Source organism: Streptomyces sp. NPDC007991, from assembly GCF_042958445.1.
In the GTDB taxonomy this organism is placed as follows: domain Bacteria; phylum Actinomycetota; class Actinomycetes; order Streptomycetales; family Streptomycetaceae; genus Streptomyces.
This window is the reverse complement of the sequence record NZ_JBIBJD010000002.1, coordinates 131,476-153,049: the sequence shown is the minus strand read 5'-3', so window position 1 is coordinate 153,049 and position 21,574 is coordinate 131,476. Positions and strand designations below refer to the sequence as shown.

Genomic DNA, 21,574 nt, shown 5'->3' with positions numbered 1-21,574 from the left:
CTCCCGTACGGCGGCGACCCCCAGGACGATCGTAACGAAGCGAACGGGCCGGCACCCCGCACACGGCCTGCGCCGCCGGTGCGCCGTCATGTCTGCTTCAGATGCCGGACGAGGCGCTGGAACGTCGTCCGGGCCCGGGCATCGGTTCCGTCACCCAGGCAGTAGTGAAGGGCGGATTGCGCCGCGGGGCCGAGCCGCGCGGGTGTGGGGCCCTGGGGCGGGTGCGCGGCGTGGGCAGGGCCGATGCGTTCGATCTCGTCGTGGCCGAGCGTGAACGTGACGGGGATCGGCGGGAGTTCGAGGTGTGAGGGGACCGTGAGGTCGCGGCGAGTTGACTGAGACTGTCGAGCCATGAGGGTCAGTACCGGCCCGAAAGTTCTTCGAGAGCGTCCAAGGACGGTGCTACTTGAGGGGTGTCCTCAACAACAAGGCCGGCCTCCGGCCGCGGTGGCCTCTGCGCTACCCAAGTCAGTGCTGCGAGAGCGTTGAGCCCTTGGCTTCGGGCGTCCCGCAGGCGTAGCAGCCAATCGGCACCCACCTCGAATGCTCCCTCTCCAGCGGCGGTTCGAGGTTCGTAGCCCGCAGCCTCGTCACCCACTGAGGCCCAGACATACCCCATGGTCTGTCCGTCGCGTCGGATCGTGAAGTAACGTACCGGGTGGTCCGTGATCTCCTGGTACTCGTCCTCTGAGGCCGGAATTCTGGACCGGAGCAGACGCGATCGTGCCGGGATCTCGAAAGTCCCCCAGGAATCGTCGTAAGCAGCCCCTTCGATCCTGGGATCTTCGAATCCCGACTCCGTGGGAGTCGCGTGACGGTTCGGGTCGCCCGGCGTCGGAGCGCCGCCTAGCAGGTTTGAAATCCCCTCCAGTGCAGCGGCGAGCCGGGGCGCATTCTCCGCGTAGATCTCGGGCTGCTCCCGGTCGCGAGTGTCCATCGTCAACCATGCGTCGGCGTACGTTTCCAGCGTCACCACGAGCAGACTGCTCTTCCAGATGTCCACCTGGATGGTGAACAGTTTTTCCGCCCGATGTTTGGCTCCTGGTTCCAGCCAGTACCCAGGGCATTCGATCCGAACACCGACTACGAAATCCCCTTCGAGGGATTCGGCCTCGGCCACAGCACGCGACAGAGTCGTTCCAGGGGACAGCGGCTCCGGTTCCAGGCTCAGGCCATCGGCCCGGACACGCACGTCCCGTGTGTCATTCACGGACCGGACCGAAACGCTGGCCTTGCCCACGGGAGTCGCCAGCTCGTGCCCGGCCAGAACAGACCACACGGCCACAGCGGTCTCCGCAGCCCGCACGGGCCGAAGTCCGCCAGTGCCGGGTGTGACTTCCCAAGTCCAGTGGCCGATTGGTTGAGAGGTGATCACAGCATGTCCTTGGGATCGAGCTTGCTTCCAGGCGGGACGACAAGGTTTCCGTCCTCAAGACGTATGACGAACGTGATGCCCTCGCCTTTCGGTCCGCGCCCACCGCGGTGGATGTCCATGAGGGCATCGTAGGAGCCGTTGGACATCCAGTCCGCGCGCGTCCCCCGGCCCCCGTCCACCAGAAGTATGTGGTGGTTGGCCTCGGATTTCGCCAGCTGAAGCAAGTACTTGCCCCGCGTGATCTCACCCACCGGATCCTGCGGGTCGTTGAGGTGTTTCATCTGGAAGGCGTAGACCTCACCGGACTCGTCGGCGATACGAATGTCCATATCAGCGCCAGGTGGGTACTTCTGCTCGAAGTCGATGGTGTGTAGGTCATCCGCGAATATGAGCTGGTCGGCCCCTGGCTGGAACATTTGCGCTCTGTTCGCCCCCAAGGACGACACGACCTGCCCGCACTCGTCGCTCAGATTGAACTGCCCGGAGCCGATGATCTCGGCGATCCGTTGACCGTCGGGTTCCGTGGCGAGCCTTTCCAACACCCTGTCAAGGACGTTCGGCTTGGGCCTCTTCTTGCCCGGGATGCCCTTGACCGCGTCGCGGACCCGCTGCTCAGTCTCGCCGCCGCGAGCCATGGGCTGGCCCTGACCATCGGGCGAGGATCCGTGCGGCTCAGCAGGGAGATTGCCATCAGCCCCGCCATGGCTGCCGCCGGATCCATGTTCGTGGCTCTGGCCGCCGGGGCGCCGCTGAAGCATGCGCAAGACCCCGCGACGGACCCACCGCCCTCCCCCGTAGAGCAGATGACAGGAAGCTCACAGGGAGGGGAGCAGGACGTGGCGGGGCACAGGGGCAAACGCGTCAGAGGTGCGGCTGCCGCAGTGGTGGCGATGGCGGCGCTCACCGCGTCGCAGGCGCCGGTGGCGGTCCCGGCGCGGGCAGCCGCACCCGCGCGCGGTCAGGCACCCGCCGAGGACGGACCGAGCGTGTCCGGCGACGCGCCGTACCGGACCGAGCTGCCGCCGCTGCGGGCCGGGAAACGCGCGGGCGGCCAGGCGGCGGAGGAGGAGGTGGGCGGCGCGCTGCCGGTGAGCGTGTTCGCCGCGTATCGGCGGGCCGAGCGCCGGCTCGCGCGTGAAGTGCCCGGCTGCCGGCTGCGGTGGCAGTTGCTGGCGGCGATCGGGCAGGTGGAGTCGGGGCAGGCGCGCGGTGGCAGGGTGGCGTCGGACGGTACGACCCTGGCGCCGATCCTCGGGCCGCGGCTGGACGGCGCGGCCTTCGCGCTGATCCGGGACACCGACGGCGGCGCCCACGACCGGGACGCGGCATACGACCGCGCGGTCGGGCCGATGCAGTTCATCCCGTCGACCTGGGCGCGCTGGGGCGCGGACGGCAACGGCGACGGGCGTGCGGATCCGAACAACGTCTTCGACGCGGCACTCGCCGCCGGACGGTATCTGTGTGCGGGCGGGCGGGATCTTTCCGTTCCCGCCGAGCTGGACCGGGCGATCCTGGGCTACAACCACTCGGCGGCCTATCTGCGCACGGTCCGGTCCTGGTACGCGTACTTCCTGGAAGGGCACCGGGTGGTGCCGGACGGCTCCGCCGGATCCGTCGCCGGGGCCTCTTCCCCACGCCCCGAGCCGTCGCAGTCCTCCTCGAAGCCGAAGGAGGCCTCGCCGACACCGACACCCTCCGTCCGGCCGAGTGCCCCGCCGTCTCACCCCCCGTCGGCCCCTGCCTCCCCGGCCGCCACCGACCCAGAGAACCCGGACGAGCCACGACTCCCCACCCCCGACCCGGACTTGGAGCTCCCCGCCCCCGACCTGCTGCCCAGCGGCGCCCCGCTCACCCGTAACAGCGCGGACTCGATGGCCGTCTCCCCCTCCACAACCGCCGATACTGGGCGGTAATGTCGCCCCCCGCCGGACAGCACGAGACCGGTGGGCGAGCGCGAAGGGGCTCTCATGGCGACGGACATGCCTGCGGACATGCCCGCAGAGACACCTGCAGGGGTGACCGCGGCCGACGAGCGGTGGCGGCGTATGTGGAGCCACCGCGAGCACCTGCTCAAGGTGGCCCGGCGCAGGTCGATGAGTGCGGAGGACGCCGAGGACGCGGTGCACGAGGCGATGCTGCGCGCCGCCGAGCGGCCCGACCTGGACGAGGAGCGGCTCGCGGCCTGGCTGACGACGGTGACGATGCGGCTGTGCGTCGACCGCTACCGGCAGGTGAACCGCGAGGCCGAGGTGCGTACCAGCCCGACACTCATCGCCCCCGGCCCGGTGCCCGTCGAGGAGGCGGTGTGCGACCGGGCCGAGGCGAAGTGGCTGGCGGTGCGCAGTGGTGAGCTGCCCGCCCGGCAGGCCGAGGCGCTGCGGCTGAAGTCGGAGGACCTGGACGTCGGCCAGGTCGCCGTCCGGATGGGGCTGAGCTACCGGACCGTCGAGTCGCTGCTGGCCCGCGCCCGGCGGACGCTGCGGCAGTCGCTGGCCGCCACGCTCGGGTTCGCGCTGTTCCTGATCGGCTGGGGACGGCCGCGCGGAGTCGGCAGGGCACAGGCCGTGGCGGTCGCCTCGACGGCGGCGTCCCTGGTGGTGGCGGGGTTCGTGCTGCCGTACGCCCTCGACGGTGGTGGCGGCGGGGGTGAGGGTGGTGTGGCGCCTCGGCCCGCGGTCGCCTCGCCGGGCGCGGAGGCGGTTCGGCCGGACGGTCGTGGCGGGGGCCGTACGCCCGGGGGAAGTGGGCCCACGGCTGCGGCGGACGAGCGCGGAGCGGCCGAGTCCCACGCCGGGGAATCGTTCCTTCCGTTGTCCGTGCCGTCGCTGCCGGAGGTCCCGGACGTACCTGAGGTTCCCGTGTCGCCGCTGCCCGTGCTGTCCGCGCCGGAGGTCCCGCAGGTGCCCGACGTCCCGAGGCCCGAGGTTCCCGACCTGCCGGTGGAGCCCTCCGCCCTGCCGACGGACACGGCGGTCCCGGAAACTCCGCAGGCTCCGGAAGCCCCCGCCACACCGTCCGCCTCGCTCCCCGTGCCCACTCCGAGCCCGCTTCCATAGCGTCCGGAATCCCGCCTGGCATCCTGCCCGGCATCCCGCCGGGAATCCTGCCCGGCATCCCGCCCGGAACCCCGCCGGGAAACCCGCCCGGAACCCACTCGAAAAAAATCCGCCCCCCGAGCGACGGACACCCCGCCCCTCCCCGTAGAGCAGATGTCGGAGCTGCTCCACGGGCTGAAGGGTGGACCGGATGGGTGTCGAGATCTGTGTGGAAGGACTGACCAAGTCCTTCGGTCACCAGGTCATCTGGCAGGACGTCTCGCTGACGCTGCCGGCCGGGGAGGTCTCGGTCATGCTCGGCCCCTCCGGCACGGGCAAGTCGGTGTTCCTCAAGACGCTCGTCGGCCTGCTCAAGCCGGAGCGCGGCTCGATCACGATCCAGGGCCGGGACATCACCAAGCTCCGCGAGCACGACCTGTACGAGGTGCGCAAGCTCTTCGGCGTGCTGTTCCAGGACGGCGCGCTGTTCGGCTCGATGAACCTCTACGACAACATCGCCTTCCCGCTGCGCGAGCACACCCGTAAGTCCGAGAGCGACATCCGGCGCATCGTGCTGGAGAAGATGGACATGGTCGGGCTGATCGGGGCGGAAGGGAAGCTGCCCGGTGAGATCTCCGGCGGTATGCGGAAGCGGGCCGGGCTGGCCCGGGCCCTCGTCCTCGACCCCGAGATCATCCTCTTCGACGAGCCCGACTCGGGTCTCGACCCGGTCCGTGTCGCCTACCTCAACCAGCTCATCGTCGACCTCAACGCCCAGATCGACGCGACCTTCCTGATCGTCACGCACGACATCGCCTCGGCCCGCCAGGTGCCGGACAACATCGGGCTGCTGTTCCGCCGCGAGCTGGTGATGTTCGGGCCGCGCGAGGAGCTGCTGGCCAGCGACGAGCCGGTCGTACGGCAGTTCCTGAACGGCCGGATGCAGGGCCCGATCGGCATGGCGGAGGAGAAGGACGCCGCCCAGGTCGAGCAGGAGCTGGCGCAGGTCGACGACAGTGCGCACGTCCAGGAGCTGACTCCGCGCCTGCTGCCGGGGCCGGGCATCGCCCGGCCGCCCCGCTGGCAGGCGATCGCACGGCGCGAAACCCGTCTCCACCACAAGGAGGGGGCCGACGCATGAGCCTGTCACCCGTGGGAGCGCTGCGGCACTCGGGCAGCCTCTTCGCGATGGCGCTGGACGTCGTCCGGACGATCCCCCGACGGCCTTTCCAGGCCCGGGAGTTCATCCAGCAGACCTGGTTCGTCGCAAGCGTCACCATCCTGCCCACGGCCCTGGTCTCCATCCCGTTCGGAGCGGTCATCGCGCTCCAGATCGGCAGCCTCACCCGGCAGTTGGGCGCCCAGTCCTTCGCCGGGGCCGCCTCCGTGCTCGCCGTACTGCGCGAGGCCTCGCCGATCGTCACCGCGCTGCTGATCGCGGGCGCCGGCGGCACGGCGATCTGCGCCGACCTCGGGGCGCGGAAGATCCGCGACGAGATCGACGCGATGCAGGTGCTGGGCATCGACCCCATCCACCGGCTGGTCGTCCCCCGCGTGCTGGCGTCGATGCTGGTGGCGGTGCTGCTCAACGGCCTGGTGTCGGTGGTGGGCGTGGCGGGCGGCTACTTCTTCAACGTCGTTCTCCAGAACGGCACTCCCGGCGCCTACCTCGCCTCCTTCACCACCCTCGCCCAGCTCTCCGACCTGTGGGCGGCCGAGATCAAGGCACTCGTCTTCGGCGCGATCGCCGGGATCGTCGCCTCCTACAAGGGGCTGACCGCGAAGGGCGGACCCAAGGGCGTGGGCGACGCGGTGAACCAGTCGGTGGTGATCACCTTCATGTTGCTGTTCGTGACCAACTTCGTGATGACCGCCGTGTACTTCCAAGTCGTTCCGCAGAGGGGATGAGGCATGGCGCTGCTGAACCGTCTGGAGGAACTGGGCGCCCAACTGTCCTTCTACGGGCGCTCGCTGGCCTGGACCGGCCGCACCCTGCGCCGCTACAAGAAGGAGATCCTGCGGCTGCTGGCCGAGGTGAGCTTCGGCCGGGGCGCGCTCGCCGTCGTGGGCGGCACGGTCGGCGTGATCGCCTTCCTGTCGTTCTTCACCGGCACGGAGGTCGGGCTGCAGGGATACGCGGCCCTGAACCAGCTCGGCACCTCCAACTTCGTCGCCTTCCTCTCGGCGTACTTCAACACCCGCGAGATCGCCCCGCTGGTGGCCGGGCTCGCCCTCTCCGCGACCGTCGGCGCCGGGTTCACCGCCCAGCTCGGCGCGATGCGGATCAGCGAGGAGACCGATGCGCTGGAGGTCATGGGCGTGCCCTCGTTGCCGTTCCTCGCGACGACCCGGATGATCGCCGGGTTCGTGGCCGTCGTCCCGCTGTACGTGATCGGCCTGCTGTCCTCGTACCTGGCCGCCCGCACCATCACCACCGGCTACTACGGGCAGTCGGCGGGCACCTACGACCACTACTTCCAGCAGTACCTGCCCCCGGTGGACGTGCTGTGGTCCTTCGGGAAGGTGCTGGTCTTCGCCGTCCTGATCATCCTGGTGCACTGCTTCTACGGCTACTACGCCAGCGGCGGCCCGGCGGGCGTCGGCGTCGCGGTGGGCCGTGCGGTGCGGACCTCGATCGTGGCGATCAACGTCCTGGACTTCTTCCTGTCGCTGGCGATCTGGGGCGCCAGCACGACCGTACGGATCGCGGGGTGAGCCGGCGCATGAGAGTGCTGAGACTGCGGTTGTACGGTGTCGTCTTCATCGCCGTGCTCGCCTTGCTGCTGTCCCTGTCCGTCGCCGTCTACCGGCAGGTGTTCACGCCGGTCGTGCGGATCACGCTGGAGGCCGACAGCCTCGGCAACCAGCTCGATCCGCGGGCCGACGTCAAGCTGCGCGGGCTGCTGGTCGGCGAGGTGCGCGCGGTGCACGCCGACGGGACGAAGGCGACGCTCGACATCGCGCTCAAGCCGGAGCACGTCGCCCACATCCCGTCCGACGTGCACGCACGCCTGCTGCCCAAGACGCTGTTCGGTGAGAAGTACGTCGACCTGGTCGCGCCGCGCGGCTCATCGGGCCGCCCCATCCGCGCCGGGGACGTCATCACCCAGGACCGCACCCGCGTCGGCATCGAGGTCCAGCAGTTGATGAACGATCTGCTGCCGCTGCTGCGGACCGTGCAGCCCGGCAAGCTCAACGCCACGCTCTCCGCGTTCGCCACCGCCCTGGAGGGACGCGGCGACCGGATCGGCGACAACCTCACGCGAGTGGAGGCCTATCTGCGCCGCCTCAATCCGCACCTGCCGTCCCTGAAAGAGGACATCGCACGCTTCGCCGATGTCGCCGAGGTCTACGGCGACGCGGCGCCCGACCTGATGGAGACCCTGCGCAACACCGTCACCACCAGCCGCACGATCGTCGATCAGAAGGACCGGCTGGCGGCGGCGCTGACGACCACGGCGACCGTCGCGGGCACCGCCGAGGACTTCCTCGACGCCAACGGCGACCGGCTGATCACCCTCGGCCGGGTCTCCCGCCCCACGCTGGAACTGTTCGCCCGCTACTCGCCCCAGTACCCCTGTCTGCTGGCGGGCCTGGTCCGGCAGGAGAAGGCGTCCGAGGAGGCGTTCCGGGGCGGAAGGATGCACATCACGCTGGAGGTCGTACGGCCGCAGGGCGCGTACGAACCGGGTGAGGAACCGCGCTACGGCGAGCGGTCGGGCCCGAACTGCCGTGATCTGCCGCATCCTCCGGTGCCGGCGCCCGGCGCCCACCTCGACGACGGTTCCAGGAAGCCGGGTACGGCCTCGGGCGGTCCGCTCGGCGTCTCCGCCACCCGGGCAGAGCAGCGGGCCGTCGGCTCGCTCGTGGCGCCGGTGCTGGGCGTGCCCGCGGACGAGGTGCCGCCGGTCGCGACGCTGCTGTTCGGGCCGATGGCGCGCGGGACGGCGGTGAGCGTCGCATGAGCACCACGGGAGCCCGCCAGACCGCCGCTCCACTGATCAAGTTCAGTCTCTTCGCGCTGGTGACGGTGGTGGCGACGGCCCTGCTCGCCGCCACCATCGTGAACATCTCCTTCACCCCCGAGCACGAGTACCGCGCGGTCTTCAGCGACGTCACCGGCCTGGAGGAGGGCGACGACATCCGGGTGGCCGGAGTGCGGGTCGGCGAGGTGGAGGGCATCCGGATCAAGGACCGGACGCTGGCCGAGGTCACCTTCACGGTCAGCCGGGACCGGCCGCTGCTCACCAGCACGGGCGCCGTCATCCGCTACCGCAACCTGGTCGGACAGCGGTACGTCGCGCTGACCGAGGGCGCCGGCGACGGCACCCGGCTGCGCCCCGGCGGCACGATCCCGCTCGCGCGCACCCAACCCGCCCTCGACCTGAACGCGCTGCTGAACGGCTTCAAGCCGCTGTTCGCCGCGCTCAGCCCGAAGGACGTCAACCAGCTCGCCACCGAGATCATCAAGACCCTCCAGGGCGAGGGCGGCACCGTCAACAGCCTGCTGACACACACGGCGTCGCTCACCACGACGCTGGCCGGCCGCGACAAGCTGATCGGCTCGGTGATCGACAACCTCAACACCGTGCTGAAGACGCTCGACAAGCGCGGCGCCCGCTTCTCCGGACTGCTCAAGCAGTTGCGCCGGGTCATCTCCGGTCTGTCCGCCGACCGCAAGCCCATCGGGGAGTCGCTGGTGAGCGTCGGCGATCTGACGGAGGCCACCTCGGGCCTGCTGAAGGACGCGCGTCCGCCGCTGAAGGACGACATCGCGGAGCTGACCGACCTCACCGGGACGCTGAACGACAACGAGAAGACCGTGGAGGGCGTGCTGAAGAGGCTGCCGAACAAGCTGGACGAACTGACGGGGACGGCGTCCTACGGCTCGTGGTTCAACTTCTACCTGTGTGACTTCGACGGCCGGATCGTGCTGCCGAAGACGAAGCAGGTGTTCACGCCCGAGATGCACGTGGCGAGGGCGAGGTGTGGGGCATGAGCCGCAAACGCCGCCCGGAGCCGCTGGTCAAGGTGCGGGTGGAGCCGCCGAAGCTGCCTCACGTGCGACTGCCGAAGGTACGGCTCCTGCCGCGCCGCAAGCCGCGTCCGCAGCCGCTGGTCAAGGTCCGTGTCGACCCGCCGAAGTTGCCGAGGATACGGCTCCGCCGCCCGCACCTCGGCCCCTTCCGCGAGCGTAATCCCATCGTCATCGGCGCGATCGGCCTCACCGTCCTCGCGCTGCTGACCGCGGCCGCGTTCAACGCCGACCGCCTTCCGGTGATCGGCGACGGTGAGACGTACAGCGCCGCCTTCGCGGAGGCGGGCGGTCTCAAGCCGGGCGACGAGGTGCGGATCGCCGGGGTCGAGGTCGGCAAGGTCGAGGAGGTCGACCTGGACGGCGACCACGTCAAGGTCACCTTCAAGATCAAGGACGAGCCGGCGTTCGGCACAGAGACCGGCGCGTCGATCCGGGTCAAGACGATCCTCGGCGCCAAGTACCTCGCCCTGCATCCCAAGGGACGGGGCCGGCTGGAGCCCGGCAGCGAGATCCCGCTGAAGCGGACCGTTCCCGCGTACGACGTCGTGCAGGCGTTCAGCGATCTCACCACCACGACGGAGAAGGTCGACACCGACCGGCTGGCCACGGCGCTGGACACCATCTCCACCACCTTCGAGGACTCACCGCAAGAGGTACGGGCGTCCATCAAGGGCCTGTCGAAGATCTCCCGGACGGTGGCCTCGCGCGACAAGGCCCTCGGGGAGCTCCTCGACCATGCGAACGGCGTGACGGGCGTACTCGCCGACCGGTCGGGCGACTTCACCGCCCTGGTCGAGGACGGCGACAAGCTGTTCAAGGAGATCAGCAAGCGGCGTGCGGCGATCCACAAGCTGCTCAAGACCTCCGCCGCGCTCGGCATCCAGCTCTCCGGGCTGGTCCAGGACAACGAGAAGGAGATCGGGCCCGCGCTCAAGGGCCTCAACACGGTGGTGAAGATGCTCGAACGCAACCAAGCCGGCCTGGAGCGGAGCATCAAGCTCCTCGCCCCCTACGTGCGGGTCTTCACCAACACCCTCGGCAACGGCCGCTGGTTCGACTCCTACGTCCAGAACCTGGTCGCCGCCCCGGTGGTGCCGCGGACGCGGACGGGAGGTGCGCGATGAGCAACCGCTGGAAGAAGCGCGCGGCCCTGCTGACCGCCCTGGCCCTGGTCGCCGCGCTCACCTACGCCCTGTGGCCGCGGACCGAGCCGGCCCGCGTCACGGCGTACTTCCCCCGCACCGTCGGCATCTACCCCGGCTCGGACGTCCGCGTGCTGGGCGTGCGGATCGGCGAGGTCAGGAAGATCACACCGCAGGGCGGCCGGGTGCGGGTGGAGCTGGAGTACGACGCGGACCGCAAGGTCCCGGCGGACGCGCAGGCCGCCATCATCAACTCTTCGGTGGTCAGCGACCGTTACGTGCAGCTGCTGCCGGTGTACCGGAGCGGTCCGGTGCTGCGGGACGGGGACGAGATCCCCGAGTCGCGTACCGCCGTACCGGTCGAACTGGACCGCGTCTTCGACAGCCTGCACACCACGGCCGAGGCGCTCGGCCCCGAGGGCGCCAACAAGGACGGCGCCCTGTCACGGCTGCTCGGCGTCAGCGCCGACAACCTCGACGGCCAGGGGAAGAACCTCCACCGGACGGTCGAGGACCTCTCGGAGGCGGTCACGACTCTCTCCGACGGCCGCACGGACCTGTTCGGCACGGTCCGCAACCTCCAGGTGTTCACGGCGGCGCTGGCGGCCGACGACAAGAGCGTGCGGTCGTTCAACAGCAGCCTCGCCAAGGTCGCCGGGCAACTCGCGGGCGAGCGCAAGGACCTGGCGGCGGCCCTGAAGAACCTCGGCACGGCGCTCGGTGACGTGTCCGCCTTCGTGAAGAAGAACAAGAAGTCCCTGACGTCGAACGTGGAGGGCCTGAGCAAGGTGACCAAGGTGCTCGTCACCCAACGGGCGGCGCTGGAGGAGCTGCTGGAGGTCGCGCCGACGGGCATGTCGAACCTGAACAACGCCTACAACCCCGCCGCCGGCACCCTGGACACCCGCAACAACCCCGACCACCCGCAGGATCCGGCCTCCCTGCTGTGCTCGATCCTGAAGACGACGGGGGAGAAGACCGACTGCCGGGACTTGAGGGACCTCTTCGACTCCCTGCCGGAAGTGCCCGAAGTGCCCGAGGGCACCGCGGTCACCGGCACGGTCGACCGCACCCTCGGCGGGATCCTGGGGGCACGCGCATGAGGCCACCGCGCAAGGGCGGGGCCGTCGCATGGGCGGCCATCGGGACGCTGCTGCTGTCCGGCTGTGAGTTCAACGGCTGGTACGACGTCCCGCTCCCCGGCGGAGCAGCCGCCGACGGCCACGCCTACCACGTCACCGTCGAGTTCCGCGACGTCCTGGACCTGGTGCCGCAGTCGGCGGTCAAGGTCGACAACGTCACCGTGGGCGCGGTGGAGAAGGTGGAGCTGGCGGGCTGGCACGCGAGGGTCCGCCTGCGGGTCGCCGACTCGGTGAAGCTGCCCGCCAACGCCGTCGCCGGGCTGCGGCAGACCAGCATGCTCGGCGAGAAGTACGTGGCGCTGGCCGCCCCGCCGGACAGCACACCGGTCGGCCGGCTGCGCGACGGTGATGTGATCCCCCTGGCCCGCAGCGGCCGCAACCCGGAGGTCGAGGAGGTGCTGTCCGCGTTGTCCGCCCTCCTCAACGGTGGCGGCGTGGCCCAGCTCAAGACGATCACCACGGAACTGAACAAGGCCCTGGAGGGCCGGGAGAACCGGGTCAAGTCCCTGCTCAAGGAGCTCGACACCTTCATCGGCGGCCTGGACGACCAGCGCCGGGACATCGTCCGCGCGCTGAAGGCCGTGGACCGGCTGGCCAAACGGCTGGGCAAGGAGAAGAAGACGATCGCCGACGCCGTCGACGCGATGCCGCCCGCCCTGAAGGTCCTGGCCGACCAGCGCCGCGACCTGACGAGGATGCTCACCGCCCTGTCGAAGCTGGGCAAGACCGGCACCAAGGTGGTCAACGCCTCCCACGAGGACACGGTCGCCAACCTCAAGCGGCTGCGGCCGATCCTGCGACAGCTCAACAAGGCGGGCAGCGACCTGCCCAACTCCCTGGAGCTGCTGACGACGTACCCGTTCCCGCGCAACGTGGTGGACGCCATCAAGGGCGACTACGTCAACCTGCACATCACGGCGGACCTCGACCTGCCCGGCATCTACGGCAACCTGACGGACGAGCCGGGCGGCCGGAACGGCGGGGACACGCGGATACCGGAGCTTCCCGAGGCCCCGGACCTGCCGGACGTACCGGATCTCCCGGAGGCACCGGATCTGCCGGACGTGCCGAAGCCCACCGCGCTGCCGAGCGGTCCGAGCGTGCCGTCGGCCCCGTCGGCACCCTCGGGCGGTGACGAGCCGCTGTGCCCGCCGGTGTGCACCGCCGGCTACGGCTCCGGCGGCCACCGCACCGGGGGCGACTGGCCCGAGGGGATCGACCTCGAACTCGCCGAGCTGATGCTGAAGGGGGTCCAGCCGTGATCACCCGTACGGTCAAGGCACAACTGATCGCCTTCGCCACCCTCACCGCCGTGGGCGTGTCCTACGTCGGCGCCGAGTACACGGGCCTGGTGGACGAGGTCCTGGACCGCGGCTACACCGTGCGGGCCGACTTCGCCGACTCCGGGGGCGTCTTCCCCGGCGCCGAGGTCACCTACCGGGGGGTGCCGGTGGGCAAGGTCGGCGCCCTGCGCCTGACCGGCCCGGACGGGGTCTCGGTCACGCTCGACATCGACGACGGGGCGCCGCGCATCCCGGCGGACACGCTGGCCGTGGTGGCGAACCGTTCGGCGGTGGGCGAGCAGTACGTCGACCTCCAGCCCCGCACCTCCCGCGGCCCGTACCTGCTGGACGGCAGCACGATCCCGCGCGGGAGCACGCGGGTGCCGCTGTCGACGACGGACATGGTCCTCAGCCTGGACCGCCTGGTGAACTCGGTCGGCAAGGACGACCTGGGCGTCACGGTCGACGAGTTGGGCAAGGCGTTCGCCGGTACCGGCCCGAACCTGAGCCGCCTGGTGGACTCGGGCAACACCCTGGTCGAGTCGGCGTCCGAGGCCCTGCCGGAGACGACCGCCCTGATCGAGGACTCACGCAAGGTCCTGAAGACGCAGGCCGACCAGGGCTCGTCGATCAAGTCGTTCGCGCGCGATCTGGCGGCGCTCTCCGCCCAGTTGAAGGCGAGCGACGGTGACCTGCGCAAGCTGATCGGCAACGCACGGCCGGCGGCGCAGGAGCTGAACTCGCTGCTGAAGTCGACCGGGCCGCAGCTGTCGGTCCTGCTGGCCAACCTGATCAGCGGCGGCCAGGTCACGCTGGCGCGCCTCCCCGGCGTGGAGCAGGCCCTGGTCACCTTCCCGCTGATGGTCGCGGGCAGCTACACGGTCGTCCCGGGCGACGGCACCACCCACTTCGGCCTGGTGCTGAACGCCGACGACCCGCCGGCCTGCACCCAGGGCTACGGCACGGCACGCCGCGACCCCGCCGACACCAGCCGACGCGAGGCGAACACCGACGCCCGCTGCACGCTCCCGCGCGGCAGCCAGTCGTCGGTACGGGGCGCGCAGAACGCCCCCGGCGCGTCGACCGCCGGCAAAGGCGCGAACCAGGCGGCGTACGTCACCCCTTACGACCCGGAGACCGGTACCACCACCGGCCCGGACGGCAGGAACGTCGAGATCGGCTCGACGGGCGGCCAGCAGGCCGTGTTCGGAAAGGAGTCGTGGCAATGGCTGCTCGTTGGCCCCGTGGCATGAAGCCGGTGCGCCCCGGAGTGATGACGGCAGGGCTCGTCGCGGCGACCGTCGTCACCACGGCACTGTCACTCTGGCTGGCCTTCGGCCTCTACCAGCAGCGCGAAGCGGACCAGCGACGCCAGGGCATTCTGGCCGCCGCCCGCCAGTCGGCGCTGAACTTCACCTCCCTCGACTACCGGCACTACGACCGCGACAGCGCGAACGTACTGGCGGGCGCGACCGGCGAGTTCAAGAAGCAGTTCACCGCGCAGACGAACCAGTTGACGAAGCTGGTGGCCCAGAACAAGTCCGTGTCGCAGGGCCAGGTCCTGGAGGCGGGCATCGTCCGCTCCGACGAGGACTCGGCCCGCGTGCTGGTGGTCGCCGACAGCAAGGTGACCAACACCGCCGCGCCCGAGGGAGAGGCGCGCACGTACCGGCTCCAGCTCGACCTCGTGCACGAGGACGGCCGCTGGCTGACGTCCGACGTCGAGTTCGTCGGCTGAGCCACGGGCCGATCCGCCGACCGGCAAACACCGACGAGGAGCACGAGGAGTACCACCATGCCGAAGACGACCACCGGCCGCGCCCCCGGTACCCGCCGCACCATGACGGCGGCCGCCCGCGCGGCGGCGAAGCGCGCGGAGCGGGGCCACCGTGAAGCGGGCGCGGCGACGGCCGGAGACGAGGAGTCCCCGCGCCGGGCCGAGCGGCCACGCGCCGGACGCACCGCCCTCGTCGAGGCCCCGGAGGACGGCTGGGACGACCCGCCGGAGCCGTCGCCGGAGTCGGCCGAGGAGGACGTGCCACAGGAGCGGAGCGAGCCCGGGCCCGGCGGCCGTCGGAGGCCGCTCACCTTGCTCCTGGCCGTCCTGCTCGTCGTGGGCCTGGTCGCGCTCGCCGCCCTGGGACGGCAGTACCGCGACGGCCGCCTGTCGGAGACGGCCCGGACCGAGGCGCTCGCGGCCGCGCGAAAGGCGGCGCCGGTCGTCCTGTCGTACGACTACCGCCACCTGGACAAGGACTTCTCCAGGGCCCGTGCCCACCTGACCGGCGACTTCCGCGACGAGTACGGCAAGACCACGAAGACCGTGGTCGCCCCCACGGCCGAGAAGTACCACGGGGTGGTGAAGGCTAGGGTCGCGGCCCCCGGCTCCGGCGGCGCCCCGGCCGCCTCCGTCGTCTCGGCCTCCCCCGACAAGGTCGTGGTCCTGCTCTTCGTCAACCAGGTCACCCGGAGCACCCAGGTCTCGGGGGCCCGAGTGGACCAGAACCGGGTGCGGATGACGATGGACCGCACGGGTGAAGGGTGGAAGGTGAGTGCGGTGGACGCGTTGTGACGATGTCCCGGGAGCGTTCGGATCAACCCGCCGCCGAACCCAGCGACCGCTCCCGCACCCCCTCCAGATGCCGCCCGAACACCTCCCGCGCCTCGGGCGTCAGCGTCCGCAGCGCCAACAGTGCCGTGATGACGACATCGCACAGCTCCGCCTGCACGTCGTCCCACGTGTGCGTCACGCCCTTGCGCGGGTTCTGCCCCGTCACGCCGATGACCGCCTCGGAGACCTCGCCGACCTCCTCGGACAGTTTCAGGATGCGCAGGAGCACGCCCTCGCGGCCCTCGACCGGGCGGAGGGTGTCGAGCCACTCGGACAGGGTGTCGATGGTGGCCCACAGGTCGGGCACGGGCGCCGTGTGATCACTCATGGCGGCAGCCTGCCACGAGGGTCTGACAGTGCCCCCTGCCGCTGTCACTCCATGTACTGCTCTACTCCATGTACTCCTCTTCGAACAGCGCCTCCTGCTCGCCCTCCTTCGCCTTGCGCAGCCGCCGGTTGCGCACCCCCACGATCAGCGCCGTCCCCGCCGCCGTCGCCGCGAACGCCGCCGGGAGCATCCAGCCGCGGTTCACGGCGTGCCCGAGCGCGTGGTCCAGGGAGAGCCGGCCCGGGCCGGTGACGGCGAGGCCCGCGGCGGTGAGGCCCAGGGACGCCGCGTACTCGTAGCCGCCGCTCTGGTTGAAGAAGCCGTTCGGCGCGTGCACCGCCGCCGCGCCCGCCATCGCACCGGCCGCCGCGGCGCCGGCCGCCGGTGTGGCGAGGCCCAGGGCCAGCAGGGTGCCGCCGCCGGTCTCCGCGAGGCCCGCGGCCGTCGCGCTCGCCTTGCCGGGGACGTAGCCGACGGACTCCATGAACTGTCCGGTCCCCTCGATGCCGTGCCCGCCGAACCAGCCGAACAGCTTCTGCGTGCCGTGCGCGGCCAGCACACCGCCCGTCCCCAGCCGGAGCAGCAGCAGACCCAGATCACGTCGGTCGTCACGCCTCACGTCGTCTCCCGGAGCAGACAGCACGAACAGAACACTCCCCGTCGCGTTTCCACCGTCGCACCCCTGACACCCCCCGACACCCGGCGGACCCGCCCGGGACGCCGTTCGGGTGGCACCGGTGGCGTGGTCCGGCGGCCGGTACGAGGCTGACGGGCATGACGATTCAGACCACGCGTCTCAGCGACCCGGCCGTCCGCGCCTTCGTGACCGCCGTGAACAACCACGACCGCGAGGCCTTCATGGCGCTTCTCGCGCCGGGCGCGACCATGGCGGACGACGGCTCCGACCGCGACCTCGCCGACTGGATCGACCGGGAGATCTTCTCCTCCCACGGCCACCTGGAAGTCGACAACGAGTCCAGCGGCGGTCGCGCCCTCATCGCCCGCTACAGCAACGACACCTGGGGCGAGATGCGCACCCGGTGGAGCTTCACCGTGGACGACGACGGCAGGATCTCCCGCTTCGAGACCGGCCAGGCCTGAAAAACCACCCCCGCCGAGGGCTTGTGTTCGCGTGCGCTCCAACTCCTAGCCTCCCGGACATGGAAACCACACGGTCGCTCGGACGCAGCGGCATCGAGGTGAGCGCCCTCGGCTTCGGCTGCTGGGCGATCGGCGGCGAATGGCAGGACACGGACGGGCGGCCGCTCGGCTGGGGCAAGGTCGACGACGAGGAGTCGGTGCGGGCGGTGCGGCGCGCCCTCGACCTGGGCGTCACCTTCTTCGACACCGCCGACACCTACGGCGCCGGACACAGCGAACGCGTGCTCGGCCGGGCCCTCGGCAAGCGCCGGGCCGAGGCGGTCGTCGCCACCAAGTGGGGCAACGTGTTCGACGAGGACACCCGGACCCGCACCGGCGGCGACGCCTCCCCGACCTACCTGCGCCGCGCCCTGACCGCATCCCTGGAGCGGCTCGGCACCGACTACGTCGATCTCTACCAGTTCCACCTCTCCGACGCGGACACCGAGCAGGCCGCCCCGCTCCGGGACGCGTGCGAGGAACTGGTCCGCGAGGGGCTGATACGGGCCTACGCGTGGAGCACCGACGACCCGGCACGCGCCGCCGTGTTCGCCGAGGGGCCGCACTGCGCCGCCGTCCAGCACACCCTGAACGTTCTCCAGGACGCGCCCGCGATGATCCGGCTGTGCGAGGAGGCGGGCCTGGCGAGCGTCAACCGCAGCCCGCTCGCGATGGGGCTGCTCACCGGCAAACGCCGGGCGGGGCAGCCGTTGGAGGCCGGTGACATCCGCAGCAGGCCCCCGGCCTGGCTGCAGGGGTTCGGTGACGGATCCGGCGCCGACCCGGAGTGGCTCGCCCGCATCGACGCCCTCAGGGACGTCCTGACCAGTGAGGGCCGCACGCTCGGCCAGGGCGCCCTGGCCTGGTTGTGGGCGCGCAGCCCGCGCACGATCCCCATCCCGGGCTTCCGTTCGGTCGCCCAGGCGGAGCAGAACGCCGGAGCGCTGGAGAAGGGCGCACTGACCGGTGCGCAGCTGGCCGAGGTCGACCGGCTGCTCGGGCGGTGACCACCTGGCGCCGGGCGGCGTCCGGGCACGCGCCGAGCGGCCGTGATCATTGCGGGACCTTGGGCGAGTCTTTGAACGTTCCGTGCACGCCGAGGCGGTTTCGCTTCGTAACGTCGCGGGATGTGTGACTCCGCCCGGCTGTCCAGACGTTCCGTGCTCGCCCTGGCGGTGGCCGCCCCGGTGGCCGCCGCCGCACCCGCCCGGGCCTCCGGGCCCGTGCTGGGCGGCGACCGCCTCGGCAGCGACGCGGTGCAGGCGGGCAGCACCGCCGCACTGCCCGGGAGGCTCACCGCACGGTCCTGGCTGGTCGCCGACCAGGACAGCGGCGAGGTGCTGGCCGCCTACCGGGCGCACCGGCGGCTGCCGCCCGCGTCCACGCTGAAGATGCTGTTCGCCGACACGGTGCTCGACCGGTTCCCGCCCGGCAGCCGGCACACCGTCACCGCCGCCGACCTCGCGGGCATCCCGGCGGGCTCCAGCCTCGTCGGCATCCAGGCCGGGAGCACGTACACCGTCGGCCAGCTCTGGCAGGGGGTCTTCCTGCGCTCGGGGAACGACGCCGTGCACGTCCTCGCCCATATGAACGGCGGTGTGGCGAGGACCGTCGCCGAGATGCGGGCCAAGGCGCGGGAACTCCAGGCCCTCGACACGCACGTGGTCAGCCCGGACGGCTTCGACCACCCGGGGCAGCTGTCCTCGGCGTACGACCTGACGCTGTTCGCCCGGCACGGGCTGCGCGACCCCGGCTTCCGCGCGTACTGCCGTACGCGGACGGCCGACTTCCCGGCCGGGGGCGGGAAGACGTTCCAGATCCAGAACACCGACCGGCTGCTGGGCGGGGCGTGGGGTCTGCGGGCCTATCCGGGGCTGATCGGTGTGAAGAACGGCTACACGTCCCACGCCGGCAACACCTTCACCGGTGCCGCCACGCGTGCCGGGCGCACCCTGCTCGTCACCGTCATGCACCCCGCCGACAGCGCCGACGCCGTCTACGAGGAGGCCGCCGCCCTGCTCGACTGGGGATTCGCGCACGGTGCCTCGGCACGGGCGGTGGGCACGCTGGTGGAGCCGGTGAGCGCGGGGCAGGGGGCGGAGCCGGCACCGAGGCGCGGGACCGCCGACGCCGGTACGGTCGCGTCGCCCGGGCCCTCGGCGGGGCGGCTGGTGGAAGGCGCCGGTACCGCGGTCGCGCTCCTGGCGGGCGGGGCCTGGGTGCTGCGCCGGCGCGTGGTGCGCCGGCCTGCGAAGGGACGGCACCGCGAATGACGTCCAACGGCCCTACGGCACCCCGCCGTTGATGTTGGGCGGCAGTCGTTCCACTCGTACCGGTGCGTACCCCGCGGTCCCACGCGGGGTCCACCCCCACCCGGTGCCGTGGAACGACTGCCGCCCGCCCCCCTGGATGTGGCCGACGGAAGCTCTCTGCCCCAACTGTGAAGCTTTCGTGTAGGAGATTTGAGCATAAGCGCACGACTGGCCGCAACAGGGCGGACGTTCATATTCCGCTTGTGCAGGTTGACGCGTTGACGAGTGCCGCTCCGGGATCAGCCGCGCCCGATGTACGGCATCGCCGTGGCCAGTACCGTCGCGAACTGCACATTCGCCTCCAGGGGTAGCTCCGCCATGTGCCGGACCGTGCGTGCCACGTCGGTGACGTCCATGACCGGTTCCGGGGCGACCTCCCCGTTGGCTTGCAGGGCTCCCGTCTCCATACGGGCCGTCATGTCGGTCGCCGCGTTGCCGATGTCGATCTGTCCGACGGCGATCCGGTGCGGCCTCCCGTCCAGCGACAGGGACTTGGTGAGACCGGTCAGCGCGTGCTTGGTCGCGGTGTAGGCCGCCGAGTGCGGGCGGGGCGCGTGCGCGGAGACCGAACCGTTGTTGATGATCCGCCCGCCCTGCGGCTCCTGCTCCTTCATCTGCCGGTACGCCGCCTGCGCGCACAGGAACGCCCCGTTGAGGTTGGTGTCCACCACGTGCCGCCACGCCTCGTAGGGGAGCTCCTCGAACGGCACGCCGCCGGGCCCGAACGTGCCCGCGTTGTTGAACAGCAGGTCGACCCGCCCGAAACGCTCGACGGTGGCCGTGAACAGGGCGGTCACGTCCTCGGGCCGTGAGACGTCCGTCCGTACGACGAGCGAGGCACCCTCGGGCACCAGGGCCGCCGTCTCCTCCAGCGCCCGCGCCCGCCGCCCCGCCAGCGCCACCGACCAGCCGGCGCCGAGCAGTTCCACGGCGACCGCACGGCCGATACCGGAGCCCGCCCCGGTCACCACCGCGATCGCATCTTCCTTGGCATTCATGGGCCCGCAGCGTACGGGAGGCCCCATGCGAAGGCAGCCGGAGCCGACTCAGGCGGGGGAGCAGGGGCTCAAGCCGGTGTGAGCTCGGCCGAGCGGTCCTCGTCCGGGGTCTCGCCCGGGTAGCGGACGCCGACGCGGTCCCGGATGGCGTCGAGCGTCCGCATCACGGCGAGCGTGCCGTCGAGCGGGACCAGCGGGGATTCGGTCTCGCCGGCGCGCAGGGCGCGCATCACCTCGGACGCCTCGTGCCGGAGGCTGTTGCGGGGCCCGTCCGCCGGGTCGGCCGTGAACTCCTCGGGGTCGCGGCCGTCCCGGTGCAGCACGAAGCGGTCCGGGAAGAAGAAGCCGTGCGGGATGTCGATACGTCCCTGGGAGCCGGTGACCGAGGCGGAGGTCGCCGTGCCGCCCACGATGGAGCAGTGCACCGAGCCGAGAGCGCCGCTCTCCCAGGAGAGCAGTGCTCCCGTCTGGAGATCGACGCCCTCGTCGGAGAGCACCGCTCTCGCCGCGATGTCCGACGGCTCCCCGAGCAGCAGCTGCGCGAACGACACCGGGTACACGCCGAGATCGAGCAGCGCGCCCCCGCCCAGCTCCGGGTTCCGCAGCCGGTGCGAGGGCGGGAACGGACCCGCCAGCCCGAAATCGGCCTGGACCGTGCGCACTTCGCCGATCGCGCCGTCCTCGACCAGCGACGTCAGCCGCCGCACCAGCGGATTGCAGTACATCCACATCGCCTCCATCAGGAAGCGCCCGTGCTCCCGCGCCAGCGCGACGAGTTCCGCCGCCTCGCGCACGTTCAGCGTGAACGGCTTCTCGCACAGCACGTTCCGCCCGGCCGCCAGACACAGACCGGCGGCGGCGCGGTGCGCCGTGTGCGGGGTGGCGACGTAGACGACATCGATGTCCTCGTCCCGGGCGAGCGCCTCCCAGTCGCCGTACGCACGGGGGATCCCGAACCGCTCCGCGAACGTCCGCGCGGACGCCTCCGACCGGGACGCCACCGCCACGACCTCGGCGTCCGGCAGGTCGATCAGGTCCGCGGTGAACGCACCCGCGATCCCGCCGGTCGCCAGGATCCCCCACCGCACCGTGTCCGCCGTCATTCCCGCCCCGCCTTCACCTCGTGACCCCGAGCAGTCCGTACGAGCTGAGAGCATAGGTGGCGATCGA

23 protein-coding genes are annotated in these 21,574 nt (G+C 71.2%); 16 read left to right on the top strand and 7 right to left on the bottom strand.

Annotated features, from left to right (window positions below; all coding sequences use genetic code 11):
- Window positions 1-86: 86 nt before the first annotated feature.
- From ACFZDA_RS04890 to ACFZDA_RS04880, 3 genes are all read right to left on the bottom strand, one after another.
- A complete protein-coding gene (locus ACFZDA_RS04890; RefSeq protein WP_391075003.1) occupies window positions 87-353 on the bottom strand; it encodes a DUF6177 family protein in 267 nt (88 codons plus the stop codon).
- A 5-nt stretch (window positions 354-358) separates the two neighbouring features.
- The gene (locus ACFZDA_RS04885; RefSeq protein ID WP_391075002.1) at window positions 359-1,120 is read right to left on the bottom strand and encodes a hypothetical protein; all 762 of its coding nucleotides are present in this window, start codon (window positions 1,118-1,120) and stop codon (window positions 359-361) included.
- 251 nt (window positions 1,121-1,371) lie between these two features.
- Window positions 1,372-2,010, bottom strand: a complete 639-nt coding sequence (locus tag ACFZDA_RS04880; RefSeq protein ID WP_391074999.1) for a hypothetical protein — start codon at window positions 2,008-2,010, stop codon at window positions 1,372-1,374.
- A gap of 255 nt (window positions 2,011-2,265) precedes the next feature.
- Here ACFZDA_RS04880 and ACFZDA_RS04875 point away from each other — a divergent pair, with 255 nt between their 5' ends.
- From ACFZDA_RS04875 to ACFZDA_RS04815, 13 genes are all read left to right on the top strand, one after another.
- The gene (locus ACFZDA_RS04875) at window positions 2,266-3,288 is read left to right on the top strand and encodes a lytic murein transglycosylase (protein WP_391076738.1); all 1,023 of its coding nucleotides are present in this window, start codon (window positions 2,266-2,268) and stop codon (window positions 3,286-3,288) included.
- Window positions 3,289-3,342: 54 nt separating this feature from the next.
- A complete protein-coding gene (locus tag ACFZDA_RS04870) occupies window positions 3,343-4,431 on the top strand; it encodes a sigma-70 family RNA polymerase sigma factor (RefSeq protein WP_391074998.1) in 1,089 nt (362 codons plus the stop codon).
- A gap of 190 nt (window positions 4,432-4,621) precedes the next feature.
- On the top strand, window positions 4,622-5,551 hold the full coding sequence (locus ACFZDA_RS04865; protein ID WP_391074995.1) for an ATP-binding cassette domain-containing protein: 930 nt from the start codon (window positions 4,622-4,624) through the stop codon (window positions 5,549-5,551).
- Window positions 5,548-6,318, top strand: a complete 771-nt coding sequence (locus tag ACFZDA_RS04860; RefSeq protein WP_391074992.1) for an ABC transporter permease — start codon at window positions 5,548-5,550, stop codon at window positions 6,316-6,318. Before ACFZDA_RS04865 ends, ACFZDA_RS04860 begins: the two co-directional genes overlap by 4 nt.
- 3 nt (window positions 6,319-6,321) lie before the next feature.
- The gene (locus tag ACFZDA_RS04855; RefSeq protein ID WP_391074989.1) at window positions 6,322-7,125 is read left to right on the top strand and encodes an ABC transporter permease; all 804 of its coding nucleotides are present in this window, start codon (window positions 6,322-6,324) and stop codon (window positions 7,123-7,125) included.
- An 8-nt stretch (window positions 7,126-7,133) separates the two neighbouring features.
- Entirely contained in the window at window positions 7,134-8,375 is a 1,242-nt protein-coding gene (locus tag ACFZDA_RS04850; protein WP_391074987.1) for an MCE family protein, read from the top strand.
- Window positions 8,372-9,409, top strand: coding sequence for an MCE family protein (locus tag ACFZDA_RS04845; protein ID WP_391074984.1), 1,038 nt, complete (start codon window positions 8,372-8,374; stop codon window positions 9,407-9,409). Before ACFZDA_RS04850 ends, ACFZDA_RS04845 begins: the two co-directional genes overlap by 4 nt.
- Window positions 9,406-10,572: an MCE family protein gene (locus ACFZDA_RS04840; protein WP_391074981.1), complete on the top strand. Its 1,167-nt coding sequence runs from the start codon at window positions 9,406-9,408 to the stop codon at window positions 10,570-10,572. The genes ACFZDA_RS04845 and ACFZDA_RS04840 overlap by 4 nt, the downstream gene beginning before the upstream one ends.
- The gene (locus ACFZDA_RS04835; protein ID WP_391074978.1) at window positions 10,569-11,693 is read left to right on the top strand and encodes an MCE family protein; all 1,125 of its coding nucleotides are present in this window, start codon (window positions 10,569-10,571) and stop codon (window positions 11,691-11,693) included. Before ACFZDA_RS04840 ends, ACFZDA_RS04835 begins: the two co-directional genes overlap by 4 nt.
- Window positions 11,690-12,994 carry an MCE family protein gene (locus ACFZDA_RS04830; RefSeq protein WP_391074975.1) on the top strand — a complete coding sequence of 435 codons (1,305 nt, stop codon included), beginning with the start codon at window positions 11,690-11,692 and terminating at the stop codon, window positions 12,992-12,994. Before ACFZDA_RS04835 ends, ACFZDA_RS04830 begins: the two co-directional genes overlap by 4 nt.
- The gene (locus ACFZDA_RS04825) at window positions 12,991-14,268 is read left to right on the top strand and encodes an MCE family protein (protein WP_391074973.1); all 1,278 of its coding nucleotides are present in this window, start codon (window positions 12,991-12,993) and stop codon (window positions 14,266-14,268) included. Before ACFZDA_RS04830 ends, ACFZDA_RS04825 begins: the two co-directional genes overlap by 4 nt.
- Window positions 14,241-14,753, top strand: a complete 513-nt coding sequence (locus ACFZDA_RS04820; protein WP_391074970.1) for a hypothetical protein — start codon at window positions 14,241-14,243, stop codon at window positions 14,751-14,753. The genes ACFZDA_RS04825 and ACFZDA_RS04820 overlap by 28 nt, the downstream gene beginning before the upstream one ends.
- Window positions 14,754-14,810: 57 nt before the next feature.
- Window positions 14,811-15,587 carry a hypothetical protein gene (locus tag ACFZDA_RS04815; RefSeq protein WP_391074967.1) on the top strand — a complete coding sequence of 259 codons (777 nt, stop codon included), beginning with the start codon at window positions 14,811-14,813 and terminating at the stop codon, window positions 15,585-15,587.
- 22 nt (window positions 15,588-15,609) lie between these two features.
- Here the strand turns inward: ACFZDA_RS04815 and ACFZDA_RS04810 are convergent, their stop codons facing one another.
- Together ACFZDA_RS04810 and ACFZDA_RS04805 are read right to left on the bottom strand one after the other, a co-directional pair.
- Complete coding sequence (locus tag ACFZDA_RS04810; RefSeq protein ID WP_391074964.1) at window positions 15,610-15,954, bottom strand: MazG-like family protein; 345 nt, start codon at window positions 15,952-15,954, stop codon at window positions 15,610-15,612.
- Between the two features lie 61 nt (window positions 15,955-16,015).
- Window positions 16,016-16,573, bottom strand: a complete 558-nt coding sequence (locus ACFZDA_RS04805) for a DoxX family membrane protein (RefSeq protein WP_391074960.1) — start codon at window positions 16,571-16,573, stop codon at window positions 16,016-16,018.
- A 155-nt stretch (window positions 16,574-16,728) separates the two neighbouring features.
- Here ACFZDA_RS04805 and ACFZDA_RS04800 point away from each other — a divergent pair, with 155 nt between their 5' ends.
- The 3 genes from ACFZDA_RS04800 to ACFZDA_RS04790 all read left to right on the top strand — a co-directional run bounded on the left by ACFZDA_RS04800 (window position 16,729) and on the right by ACFZDA_RS04790 (window position 19,367).
- Window positions 16,729-17,055 (top strand): nuclear transport factor 2 family protein, encoded by a 327-nt coding sequence (locus ACFZDA_RS04800; RefSeq protein WP_391074957.1) that lies wholly within the window; start codon window positions 16,729-16,731, stop codon window positions 17,053-17,055.
- A gap of 59 nt (window positions 17,056-17,114) precedes the next feature.
- Window positions 17,115-18,101 carry an aldo/keto reductase gene (locus ACFZDA_RS04795; protein WP_391074954.1) on the top strand — a complete coding sequence of 329 codons (987 nt, stop codon included), beginning with the start codon at window positions 17,115-17,117 and terminating at the stop codon, window positions 18,099-18,101.
- A gap of 120 nt (window positions 18,102-18,221) precedes the next feature.
- The gene (locus ACFZDA_RS04790; protein WP_391074951.1) at window positions 18,222-19,367 is read left to right on the top strand and encodes a D-alanyl-D-alanine carboxypeptidase family protein; all 1,146 of its coding nucleotides are present in this window, start codon (window positions 18,222-18,224) and stop codon (window positions 19,365-19,367) included.
- A gap of 278 nt (window positions 19,368-19,645) precedes the next feature.
- Here ACFZDA_RS04790 and ACFZDA_RS04785 read toward each other — a convergent pair whose 3' ends face one another.
- Both ACFZDA_RS04785 and ACFZDA_RS04780 read right to left on the bottom strand, forming a co-directional pair.
- Entirely contained in the window at window positions 19,646-20,404 is a 759-nt protein-coding gene (locus tag ACFZDA_RS04785) for an SDR family NAD(P)-dependent oxidoreductase (protein ID WP_391074948.1), read from the bottom strand.
- A 68-nt stretch (window positions 20,405-20,472) separates the two neighbouring features.
- Window positions 20,473-21,507, bottom strand: a complete 1,035-nt coding sequence (locus ACFZDA_RS04780) for a Gfo/Idh/MocA family oxidoreductase (protein ID WP_391074945.1) — start codon at window positions 21,505-21,507, stop codon at window positions 20,473-20,475.
- Window positions 21,508-21,574 lie beyond the last annotated feature (67 nt).